Origin of the sequence: Thermus oshimai DSM 12092, assembly GCF_000373145.1 — a bacterium.
Classification (GTDB): domain Bacteria; phylum Deinococcota; class Deinococci; order Deinococcales; family Thermaceae; genus Thermus; species Thermus oshimai.
On the sequence record NZ_KB890612.1, the window covers coordinates 1 to 11412 of the forward strand.

The window sequence follows — 11412 nt, forward strand, 5'->3', positions numbered from 1 at the left end:
GGGTCTTGGTCTAGCTTTTCTAGGGCATCCAAGATAAACTCCTTGCGGACAATGATTTCTTTAGACTTGGGAAGCCACGCGTGTCTCTTGCCCATGCTTTTCACCTTGCACCCTATGTAGAGCACAGTGCCCTCGTAGTGGACAGCCCTTGCAAACAGCTTTGCTTTTGCAGTAGGCCCACCCGACATCAAGAGCCCCTTGATGGAGGTGCCTTATTGCGCTAGGTGGTTCACCTTTAATCAGTTCTTTGACCGCTTCCTGTAAGAGTGCATCACTATACGGTTCCCTAGGACGCCTGTCTAAGTGTTTTCCCCAGAAGGCGCGCCACACAACGCGTTGTACAGTGCTGTCCGTCGGCAGGGTAGGTTCGTCAAACACATACAAGGCGACGGCATCACGTACATACTTTCCAACACCTTTTACAGACAAAAGGTCATCGGGCCGGAAGTCGTGTCCTGCCATGGCCAGCAACCGAGCAACCTCTTTCAACGTGTGTACTCGCGAGCGCAAGCCAGTCGGGGCCACGATCTGCCAAATGTCTTCGTCTCTAGCCTCCGCTAACGATGAAGGGTCAGGGTAGCGTTCTAAGACAAGAGGGAGTACTCGCCTTACAACTGGGCGCGTCGTCCGTTTTAGAAGCAGCTCTGCTAAGGTGACAGTATAGAGGTCTCTTTGCCTGCGCCAAAAGTAGTCGTCTTCGCCGCCTCTCCCCACCTTTTGTAGCGCTGTGCGCAGGTCTACGACACTTGCATGGGGCCGCATGCTTGCTTCAGCACTCACAGGCGACCTCTTCCTCCTCCACGACTTTGCGGGCGGGGCTGTACCTCGCTTCCTCGTTCTCCTGACCCTCCTGCCACAGGAGGGCTTCCCCTTGCCTGTACCACCTCCGAGTCCTGACGTGGGCCTTGAGGTACACCTTTCGGAGCCTGGGGTGGGCTCCACCGAGGGGCCGAAGGCCCTCCCTGTAGACCAAGTCCAGGGCCTCGGCGATGGCCTCTCCGGCCACCTGTCCTAGCCGCACGGGCACGGCGTTGCCCACCTGCCTGTACTGCTCCACGGGCCTCCCGGCGAACTCCCACTCGTCCGGGAACTCCTGGATGCGCGCGTACTCCCGTAGGGTGAGGGCCCGGGTGTGCTCTGGGTGGCAGAGGGCCGTGCTGGCGTGGTTGGGGAGGGTGACAAGGGTGGGCGAGGGCAGGTCGTAGGAGAGCCGTCTCCACCACCCCGCCCGACCACCCTTGGCGTGAAAGGCCTTACCCATGGACTCCTTGGCCACCTCTGGAGGCAGCGACCGCCAGTTCCCACCGGGTGGCACAAGCTCCAGGTACTTCTTCTTGCGCGGGCTGAAGTCCAACAACACGGGGTCAGTCTCTTGGAGGCCTGCCAGGGCGTCCCGAAGGGTGCGCCAGGGCCTGACGCTGGGAGGGAACAGGGGGTTCTCCCTGGCCAGCTCCTCGTACTCCCACGGGGAGACGTGGGTGGGGGGCGGGAGGTCCACCCTCACGTTGAAGCGGTTGCCGATGAACAAGACCCGCTCTCTCAGCTGAGGTGCCCCGTAGTTGACGGCGTTCACCTCGAAGATGTCCAGCCTGTATTCCTCGTCTATGTCCTGTAAGAAGAGCCGTAGCACCGACCCCGGCTCCTCGTCGGGCTCCAGGGGCGGCCCCCCGTTCTCGGGACGCTCCTTTATGGGCCTGTGCCGTATGGCGGCGGACATGAGCCCCCGGACGTTCTCCATGAGGAAGAACTTCGGGCGCAGGGCGTTGACGAAGCGGAGGAACTCCCAGATCAAAGACCCTCTGGTGTCTTGGATGGAGCCCCTCTTCCCCGCCGAACTGAACGTCTGGCAAGGAGGCCCCCCCGCCAGGAGGTCCACCTCGCCCGGGGCCAGGCCCAGGTCCGCCAGGACGGCGTAGGGGTCGAGCTTGCGGATGTCCTCTTGGTACACACGCAGCTTAGGTGAGGCGAGGAGGCCCTTGCGGTGGTTGATGCGGATGGTCTCGCAGGCCGCCGGGTCCACCTCCACCACCGCCAGGGTGGCGAACCTGCCCGTCCTCTCCAGCCCGAGGTCCAGGCCCATGGCGCCTGAGAAGAGGGACACGACCGTAAACTTCTCTGGTCCTACCGCAGGAGCGACCATGTTGGGATAATAAAAGATCGAGACCTACGACCTCCCTCATTCTACAAGAATGAGCTTCCTCAGGGCCTCCTCCACCAGCTCCGAGATCTCCTTCCCCTCCTCCACCGCCCTGAGCTTCAGGGCCCGGTGCAGGTCCTTGGGGACGTAGACCTTCATGGCCACGTAGTCCTCCCGCCGGCTCTTCCCCCGGGTCCGTCCCTTGGGGTCGGCCTCCTCTCCCCTGGCCTCCTTGAGGAGCTTGGCGAACTTGCTCACCCCTCCACCTCCTTCAGGAGCTCTTCTCCCACCCGCGCGTAGTCCCCCCAGGCCAGCCGGGCCCTGGGGTCCGGCACCCGGTACACGGGCACCCCCAGGAGGGCCGCCTTGGGGAAGGCGGCGGCCCGCCGCACCCAGGCCCGGAAGAGGGGGACCCCCGCCTCTTCCAGGAGGGCCCTGGCCTCCTCCCCGTCCCGGCTTGGGGGAGGGGGCACCAGGGTCAGGAGGACCCGGTAGCGGGCCCCCGAGCCCCGGAGGGCCTCCAAGGTGGCCAGGAGGGCCTCCAGGGCCAGGGCGTCGGGAGAGGTGGGCAAGACCAGGAGGTCCACCCCTTCGGCCAGGGCCCGGAGGTCTTCCTCCGTGGGGCGGGCCTGGGTGTCGATGACCACGTGGGCGTGGCCCCGGGCGTGGCGGGCGGCCACCCGCTCGTCCACCACCTTCACCGGGAGGCCCCCCCGCCGGTTCCACCCGGTGGCGGAGCGGTTGGGGTCCCCGTCCACCAGGAGGGTGGGCCCCCGCTCCGCCAGGAAGCAGGCCAGGTGGACCGCCGTGGTGGTCTTGCCCACGCCCCCCTTGAAGCCCGTAACCGCCACGATCACCTTCCTCACCTCCTCTGTGGGTCGCCGGGGGCCTCCGGGGCCCCTGGCCTCGGGCTCCCGGGCTCCTGAGAACCTGGGGACTTAGGTACCTGAGCACCTGGGTTCTCGCCGCCCCCCTTGTCCCAGCCCCCGTCCGGGAGGGGGACGTGGAGGGAGCCCACCTCGGCCCGGAACTCCTCCTCCAGCTGACGCTTGCGCTGGTTCGCCTTGGCCTCACCGTACTTCTTGATCCAGGCCTCCTTCTCCCCCTTGAGGTCGCAGAAGTGCAGGTAGGCACACTCCGTGCAAGGGGTGTTCAAGCAGAAGGCCAGGGGCTGCTTGGGGGGCTCCAGGGGGACCCCCGCCTCCAGGAACTCCCGCACCACCCGCTCCACGAAATCGGGCTCCAGGCGCATGATGCGGAACTGCCTGTCCCAGAGCCTGGGCCTCACGGCCTTCTCCGGGGCAGCCCAGCCGTAGTTGCGGGCGATCTGGCCCACCCACCTGGGATCCCGCCACCTGGGGATGTCCACGGTCCGCTCCCGCCCCCAGTCGTCCCCCACCAGCCTCCGGGCCTCGAAGACCACGTGGACCAGGGCCACGTGGGTCCTGTACCCCTGGCGGATCACCTCCTTGAGGGCCGTCTCCAGGACGTCCGTGTCCGAGGGCACCTCCTCCAGGCGGCCCTCCTGCCGCCTCAGGGCCTCCTCCAGGCGGGCCACCAGCTCCTCGTCCCCCAGGTGGCGGGCGATGGTCCGCAAGGGAGCGGCGATCTCCTCCAGGCGCTCCCCCTTCCCGGCGAAGCGCTCGCGGTAGAGGGCGTGGAGGGCCGCGGCGTTCTCCATGGCCCAGACGTAGAGGTTGTCGCGAAGCTCCCGGAGAACCTCCGGGGGGAGCCCCTCGGGGCGGCCTCCCTTGGCCAGCTCCCGGAGGCGGGCGGTGCGGATCACCAGCATCCTGCTCCCCAGGATCTCCCCCGTCCCCTGGGTGTTGGTGATGACCTTCACGCCGAAGAAGTTGAGGGTGAGGACCCGCATGCCCTTGGTGTCGGTCCAGGCCTTGAGGGCGGTCTCCTTCTTGTAGGAGACCTTGAGGAACTGCTCCAGCTGGGAGGCCTCGGCGCTCCCCGAGCGCTGGCGCACCTCCTCCAGGTCATCGAAGGCCACCAGGCCCCCGGTCTCGTCGATGATCCGGGCGGCGGTGGCGGCGGAGGTCTGGCCCGTGACCACCGTCCCGTTGGCCCCCAGCTCGGCCATGAGCCGGGCGAACTCCGTCTTCCCCGAGCCCGGCGGACCCACCACCAGGAAGAGGGGCACGGCCTCGAAGACCGCCTGCACGTAGGAGGTCATGACCCCGAGGGCCGCGAGGAGGTAGCCGTCCTCCCCGGGGAGGACCACCTGGCGGAGGTGGCGCTCGATGAGCCGGGGCAGGGCCCGGGGGTCCACGGTCATGGCGCTCCTGCCCGCCTTGCGGGCCTCCAGGAAGCGGTTGATGGCCTCGGCGCTCCACGAGGCGCTCACGGGGGCCCTGGGGGGCCTGCGGATGATGGTGCCGTCGTCCAGAGCGAGCACCCGGTCCTCCGGGGGGGTGCCGGGCGGGGCGGGGAGGTAGCCCCAGCCCAGGACGATCCCGTCGGAGCGGACCACCACGGTGCGGTAGCGGGCCCCTTCCTCTCCCCGGTTCTCCAGGATCCGAACCGGGACGTAGAGGTGCCCCCCCACGAAGGCCCGGTTCACGTCCACGGGGTCGGGGAGCTGGATCCTGTCCCCGGAGGCCTCCGGCTCCCAGACTTCGGCCCCTTCCAGGAGGAGGCGGAAGCCCTCGGGGGTCCCCCCGGCGAGGAAGTAGTCCGTCCAGTCCTTGCCCATCCCCTCGGGGACGCGCACCCGGCGGACGGGCCTGCCCGCCAGTCCGGCCACCTTCCGGGCCATCTCCTCCCCGGCGGGGTCCGAGTCCTGGCCCAGGTACACCTCCTCCCAGGGAGCCCAGAACAGGGGGTCCTTCCATGCCTCGGGGAGGGCGGAGCCGTGGGTGGAGGTCACCACCGCCAGGTCCTGGGCCCAGGGTTGGAGGTGGAGGCGATGCCAAAGGGCCCAGCCGTCCTTGGCCCCCTCGCACACGAAGAGCCGACGGCGGGGGGAGGGGCCCTCGAAGGGGGGGATGGCCCAGTAGCTGGTGGGCCTCCCCTTCCCCCACCCCTTGCCGGGGGCGTCCCGGGTGAGGCCGGGGACCTCGTAGTAGAGGTGGCGGCGAACCGGGATCCCGTCCGGTCCGATCACCGGGTAGGCCAGGGCGGCGGTGGCCCGGGCGGTGTCCTCCAAGCCCAGATAGAAGCGGCGGGCCGCCCGGGCGTCCAGGCCGCGCCCCTCCAGGTAGCCCATCGCCTCCGGGGTGCGGAGGAGGCGGGAGGTCAGCCGCTTCAGGACCTCCTCAGAGGCCGGGGCCAGGGGAGTCCCGTCCTCGCCCTTGGGGAGGAGGAGGTCCCGGAAGCGGGGGTTGTCGAAGGGGTCCGCCCCGGGTTCCTGGGTACCTGAAGACCCAAGCACCTGGGGGCTCAGGCGCTCGGGCTCCCGGGGACCGGAGCCCCTGCCCTTCCCGCCCTTCCGCCTCCCCGGGGAGCGGAGGGAGGGGCTGGGGAGGCCGAGCCACTCCCGGGCCCAGCGCCGCGCTTCCTCCGGGGAGAGGCCCTTCGCCGCCTGGATCAGGGTGAGGAGGTTCCCCTGCCGGGGCTCGGGGGCGGAGGGGTCGTGGTCGATCCAGAGGCCCTTCCTGCGGTCCACGGCGAGGCTGTCCCCCCGCTCCCCCCGGACGGACCCCGCCCGCCACTCGTCCCCCACCCGCCGGGCCCCGGGAAGGAGCTCCGGCACCAGCTCGTCCACCCGCTCCAGGAGGAGGCCGTGGAGGTCCCTCATCGGCCACCTCCCCTAGTCTGGACGTAGAGGCGCCAACCGTGCCGGTAGCGGTCCCGGGGGGCGAAGCGGGCGTAGTGGCGCATTACCATCTCCACGGAGTCCAGCAGCACGTTGGCGGCGGCCTCAAAGGAGCCGGTCGCCTTCACGATGCTGGTGGCCACGATGTGGCGGAGGGAGTGGGGACCGAAGGGCAGGATCAGGGGCGCGTCCGGCAGGGCCGCCACGTACGCGGAGCGGCTGCGAAACATCCCGCTAAGCTGAGCTTTCGAATCCAACCCCGGAAACAGGGGGAGGAGCGGCCCGGCGTGGCCCAGGCTCCCGGCCAGGCGGGGCAGCACCCCCCGGAGGTAGACGTGGAACACCTCGTTGAGGGCGTAGCGGGTCCCCTCCACCTCCAGGGTGGCGAGGGGGTGCTCGGGGTCCCCCAGGGGGAACTCCACCAGGTCGTCCGCCCTCAGGTTCCTGAAGACCATCGAACTTGCGTTTTTGAACTCCTCCACGCGGTAGGCCAGGTAGTAGGTCCCGCCCCTCCTCCCTACGTGGCCCCTTCCCGGGGCGAAGTCCCCCTCCCGGAACTGGTCCATGTCCAGGCGGGCCGCGTACCAGTGCTTCGCCCGCAGGGGATGGGCCGTCGCCGTCCAGAACAGGACGGCGTCCCGGTACAGGGCCAGGGCCTCTTGGGCGGCCCCAGAAGTGGGCACCTTCGGCGCCAGGAGGTCGCCCACCCGCCCGGAGAGGTCGCGGAGCATGAGGGCGATGCCCGCCGCCAGCCACCCGAGGGGGTCCGGGGTTTCGAGGAGCGGCTCCACCGCGTGGTACCCCTCCGTCTCGTCCAGCCCGGCGGCCTTTAGTCTTTTTTCCAGCTCGCGGAGTCCCTCCAGGTCCCCCTGCAGGCCGATGACGGGTAGGTACCGCCTGTGCAGCTTCTTGACCAGGGCGATGAAGAGTATCTCAGTCCTGGTGAGACCGGGCACCGCGTCCCCGTACCTGTCCACGCGCCACCCGAGGTAGTCCCTCACCAGGGAGAGGTCCGTGAGGAGGTTGAGGCCCAGATGGTCGGGGTCCAGCCCGCGCACCCTCACGCAATAGCCGTAGAACTTTTGCATCTCGGCCAGCTCCCTCTCCACGGTAGGGGCCCGCAGGACCCTGGAGGACAGAGGGCCCCCAGAGAGGGCCCGACGGGCCCTCTCACCGGTCCCGGGACGGGTGGAGGCGTAGACTACGTACTCGTTCCACTCCTCCCGGGCCCGGGCCGGCCAGTCCCTGAAGGGGAGGGTGAACGTCTGTTTCTGCGCTTGGCGGACGCGGATCTGGCGGTGGGAGAGGCGGCGCCAGCGCTCCTCCTCCTCCCGGAGCAGGGCCTCCCGCGCGGGGGGCGGGAGGTCGGCCCAGGGCACCTCGTAGCGGACCAGGGAGGCCACCCGCAGGAAGGTCCTGGTGAACGCGCGGTAGGTCTTGTCTCCCCGAACCTCGAGGCGCTGCCGCCCGAAGCGGGGAAGCCGCCCCGCCAGGCTCCCCGGGGGGAGGTGGAGGGCCGCCTCCAGCCGCTCCACCGCCCGCAGGGAGCTGGGGATCCCTTTGCCCCTGATCCATTTCCGGAGGGTGGTTCGGTCAACCCCCACCTCTCGGGCCAGGGCCTTCAGGCCCAACCCCGCCCGCTCCATCGCCCACCGGAGGGCCTCCGCGAAGTCCGGGGGCATCCCCGCGAGGGTCTGCCTCTGGAGGGCGAGGGTCCTCGCCTGTTTGACCGCCGCGGTGAAGTGGGGACGGGGCTTTCCCTCGATCAGTTCCAGTTTTTGCGCGAGTTCCTTGATGGCGGCGTCGTCCAGGGAGGCCAGCCAGGCGTAGAGGTCTGAGACGCCTTCGGGTAAAACCTTGGCGATTTGCCTGACGTGGCTCGCGTAGGACCGATTAGACCGGTTGGCGATCTCCCGCGCGATCTCCTCTATGAGGTCCAGGGGGTTTGTTGCTAGTGCCACCACTACCTCCTTGCGATATAGGACCGCCAGGAGGATAATGGCGCCGTGGGGTCCTTTTAGGATCCCGGGGGAGACGAGCCGGGGAGACCTGGGGGTAGGGCCCCGGCTTCGTCCGTTCAGCGCCCGTCCTCGATGGCGGCATGACCGACTCCCAACAGCTTCAGCGCGGTCTGGACCTCCTCGTCCCCGCGCCACACGGTAGTCCCCAGGGCGGCAGCCACCTCCAGACCCGCAGGGGTCAGGACGTACTGCCCCTCCCGGCGCTCCACCAGGCCCTCCCGTGTCAGGGCCCGGAGCATGGCCCACGTGGCGTCGGGCGTGCGGCCCAAGGCGTGGGCCAGCTCGACCCCCGTGGGGTAGCGCCCCTCGGTGGCCAGGAACCTCAGGATCCCCCGGAAGACCTCCTGGCGCCTCCGGGTGAGCCCAGCTATGGGTGAGGGGCGCATCACGTTAAGATTAACTCGAAACCCCTTTTCTGTCAATAGCGCGTCCGGAACTTTCCCCGTAACTTTCCCCCCCACCCGCCCCAGGGGGAGGTCGGCTCAAGGAGGGTAGGTCGGCACACGGCCCTTCCAGAGGGCTTTCCCGCTGTGCCGACCTCTGAGCTGACCCCTGTGCCGACAACGTTTCGGCTCAGAGGGGGGTTGACTCAAAACAGGGGGGGTCGGCACAGAGGTTGACTCACGAGAAAAGCCCGTGCTGAAGAGCCTATATCTCTTTCTTATGTTCTTAAAAAAAATGATAACTCAGAGGTTGACTCAGACGATGAGAAAGGCACTTCTTCCTCCTTTTGAGTCAACCTTGTCCGCTCTGTCTCTTGGGGTCTGAGCCGAAAGTTTCACAGGGGGGGAAAGTTCCACCGCCGTGATGGGTCATCTGTGTAAACGGGTCTACCAGGGGCAGGTGTTTACATGATGCCCGGAAAAACCCCGTCGGAACGGATATATGGGTTAACCATAAAGGTATTAGCTTGTCCCGGAGGTTGTATCCCTAGAGCACCCATTTGTAAACCGCTCCTTCGCACAAAATCCCGTCCCCAACGGCAAAAACCGATTTCGGCCTTTATGGGACGATTTCCAGACTGATTGCGCCCCGTTTACACGCAACCCTCGGGGGAAAGTTCCAACCCCCGCCCGCGCGGGTTGCGATGAGAAAGGCTTTGCGCCTCTCTTCACGAAACTTTCCCTCGTGAAGGGAGGAATGTTCCGTCCCCTCTGCCCTTTTCTCCGAGGGGTAGCCCCCGCCTCTCAGGGTTCAGGGGAGGGCAAGAGCTTTTCGAGGGCCCCCCCGATCCTCTCGTGAACCTTCACGGTCTCCACGCTCACCCGCACCGCCCGCCCGATGAGGTCAAGGAGATACCTGGGTTCTTCCCTCTCCCTGAGGTAGCGGTTGGGATCCCACACGATGGCCTCCCCCTTCCCCCTCGGGACCTTCTCCTCCACCTTCCAGAAGCGGACCATCCACTCCAGGGGGGAGTACCCCCCAGGCCGCCAGAGGAAGGCCTCCTGGGGGATGCCCTCTATGCGGATCCAGTCGTTGTACCTCAGGGTCCCCCCTTTCTTGTCGAGGCGCATCTTCTCCACCCGGTATCGCTGGTAGGGATCCTCAGGGGCATTCGCCTCCTCGCGCACCTTGGGGGGGGCTTCCTTCCAGGGGTCCAGGGTTTCGTATTCCGTGTGGAGCCTGATGAGCTCCTGCCCGGCCCGGGCGAGCTCCTCGAAGAGGGCGGGATCTTCGGGAATGGGGATCCGGGGCAGGTACATCTTGAGGCCTTTGGCGAGGCGTTTGGCGTAGAGGGGGTGGCTGAGGACGGCGTAGATGTAGGCGAAGGCCTGACCCCAAGGCTTCCCCCAGCCGGCGGAGGAACTCCTCCTTGAGGTTGAGCCTGCGGGTGGGGGTAGGGCTCCCGGCTTCCAAAAGCCTGGCTCCCTTTCCCTTTGGAGACTCGGGCAGGTCGTAGACGTAGAGGGGGTAGAGCTGGGCTTTTGAGAGGAAGTCAAGGCTCGTTATCCGGGCTGTGGCCATGGCGCTGAACGCATTACTCCCCTTTCCCGCCACGGCGATGGCCAGGTTCTCCGCCTCGGGGGTGGGCCAGATGCGGGGGAGCTGGTAGGTGGAGTTATTGCTGAAGGTCTTGCTGAAGGTCTTGCTGAAGTAGGGGTACATGGGGACAAAGGGAGTACGCTGACGCGTGACTCGCTGGGTCCAGGGGGTCAAGACCCCGCCCTATCGGGTCAGGGGAGGTCAGGTGGTGGAGACCGGGTAGAGAGGATGGATGGGAAGGGTCAGGAACTGGGTCAGCCCCGAAGGGGCTATCTTGCTTGAGTCCCGCTTCAGCGTGATGGTGCGGTCTTTGGGGCTTCACAGGGTCTGGTGGCCTGGGTGAACCTCATCTTCCTGGTCCAAAACCTCAGCAAGGTAGCCTAACGGCTGACTCGTAGTCGGGTGCTTCTGGGGCTATGAGGTAGCACACAAAGGCATACCTCTTCTTTACCCCGAGAGGGAATATCGGTCAATTTTAGGGGTCCGTCCTAGGGGGCTTGGATCTTTTCCTAACTTTCCAACTTGTCAACGAATAAGCTGACAAACAAAAGCATCCACTCGATCTGGTTTCTTTGTAGGATAGCGATGTTGTAGTTCGTGGGCACCCTTAGTAGCTCTGCTAGCTCTGCGTGACTTGGCTCCTTGTAAAGCCCTCCTGTCTGTGGCGAAGCTTGGACTGCCGCTCGAATCAGTGCTGCTCCCACTTCAAGAAAGGTCAACCATGAACTTCCTAAGAAGGTCCACCACTCTATTCCGTGCCGTAGACGGACGAGAACACGGGTGTCCCCGTGTTTAAAAACTAGCCCCTTTCGCTTTTCAGGAGTTAAGAGTATCTCGATGTCTTGAGAGTCCTCAAGGCTCTTCAGCTCGTTATAAGCGCTCAAAAGTACGCGCCAATCCTTTTTGTTAGACTGTTTGAATGTCCCATAGAGGGTGGCGTATGTCACCGAAACTAGTTTGCAGTTGTACCGCTTACCCAAACTTGCGGCGTGGCGGGCGATAGATTGGCCCAACTCCGTGCTTATGCTGTCGTTGAGAGTTCTAGGACCACTCTTGATAGTGGCAATGTAAAGAACCTTCCTCCCCTTGTGCATTGCGTCGACCCAGGAGTCTACTGACTGGGACTTACTGGGGAAACGTTGCCAACCGTACTCGGGGATCGTCACTTCTTCCAACATCTTTCCGACGCTGGTTTCGATAGAAGAGAGCTGCTTTGCCAACTTTAGTTGGGCTTCCAGTTCACTGACCGAAGTGAGTCCCTCGATCTTAGCGTGTGCGAGAAGGGCGAACGGGTTAAGTGTTCCGCTCCCAAGGTCTTCAATGGACAGTGCATCTGTCGGCAATTCGAACTGTGCACTGTCCATCCAGTTTCTGAAGGCGGACTCAAGATTTAAGATGCGAGTCCTATGGGGGTCTTGGTCTAGCTTTTCTAGGGCATCCAAGATAAACTCCTTGCGGACAATGATTTCTTTAGACTTGGGAAGCCACGCGTGTCTCTTGCCCAT

Annotated in this window: 9 protein-coding genes and 3 pseudogenes; 1 reads left to right on the plus strand and 11 read right to left on the minus strand. The window is 65.6% G+C overall.

The genetic code is table 11. The annotated features are described in order from the left end of the window. From B043_RS13075 to B043_RS13480, 10 genes and pseudogenes are all read right to left on the minus strand, one after another. Positions 1-188 (minus strand): hypothetical protein (locus B043_RS13075; protein ID WP_245538882.1); only part of this gene is annotated, 188 nt, incomplete at its 3' end. A gap of 124 nt (positions 189-312) precedes the next feature. Beyond that, a pseudogene (locus tag B043_RS13475) lies at positions 313-762 on the minus strand (endonuclease III domain-containing protein); the annotation flags it as partial. 7 nt (positions 763-769) lie between these two features. Continuing rightward, entirely contained in the window at positions 770-2140 is a 1371-nt protein-coding gene (locus B043_RS0105470) for a DNA cytosine methyltransferase (protein ID WP_018461239.1), read from the minus strand. A gap of 36 nt (positions 2141-2176) precedes the next feature. Next, positions 2177-2395, minus strand: coding sequence for a hypothetical protein (locus B043_RS12295; RefSeq protein WP_018461240.1), 219 nt, complete (start codon positions 2393-2395; stop codon positions 2177-2179). Beyond that, a complete protein-coding gene (locus B043_RS0105480; protein WP_018461241.1) occupies positions 2392-3003 on the minus strand; it encodes a ParA family protein in 612 nt (203 codons plus the stop codon). The genes B043_RS12295 and B043_RS0105480 overlap by 4 nt, the downstream gene beginning before the upstream one ends. Further along, positions 3000-5885: a toprim domain-containing protein gene (locus B043_RS0105485; RefSeq protein WP_018461242.1), complete on the minus strand. Its 2886-nt coding sequence runs from the start codon at positions 5883-5885 to the stop codon at positions 3000-3002. Before B043_RS0105485 ends, B043_RS0105480 begins: the two co-directional genes overlap by 4 nt. Next, positions 5882-7864, minus strand: a complete 1983-nt coding sequence (locus tag B043_RS12300; RefSeq protein WP_155987402.1) for a helix-turn-helix domain-containing protein — start codon at positions 7862-7864, stop codon at positions 5882-5884. Before B043_RS12300 ends, B043_RS0105485 begins: the two co-directional genes overlap by 4 nt. Before the next feature lie 116 nt (positions 7865-7980). Continuing rightward, positions 7981-8310, minus strand: a complete 330-nt coding sequence (locus tag B043_RS0105500) for a LexA family protein (protein WP_018461243.1) — start codon at positions 8308-8310, stop codon at positions 7981-7983. An 801-nt stretch (positions 8311-9111) separates the two neighbouring features. Beyond that, positions 9112-9864: a type ISP restriction/modification enzyme gene (locus tag B043_RS13080; RefSeq protein WP_281158748.1), complete on the minus strand. Its 753-nt coding sequence runs from the start codon at positions 9862-9864 to the stop codon at positions 9112-9114. Then, positions 9770-10030 (minus strand): annotated as a pseudogene (locus B043_RS13480) (type ISP restriction/modification enzyme); the annotation flags it as partial. The pseudogene B043_RS13480 and the gene B043_RS13080, both read right to left, overlap by 95 nt. Positions 10031-10061: 31 nt before the next feature. Between B043_RS13480 and B043_RS13485 the strand changes: the two are divergent. After that, positions 10062-10291 (plus strand): annotated as a pseudogene (locus tag B043_RS13485) (hypothetical protein); the annotation flags it as partial. A gap of 125 nt (positions 10292-10416) precedes the next feature. Here B043_RS13485 and B043_RS12810 read toward each other — a convergent pair. After that, a partial coding sequence (locus tag B043_RS12810) for a PDDEXK family nuclease (RefSeq protein ID WP_155987403.1) occupies positions 10417-11412 on the minus strand: 996 nt, incomplete at its 5' end.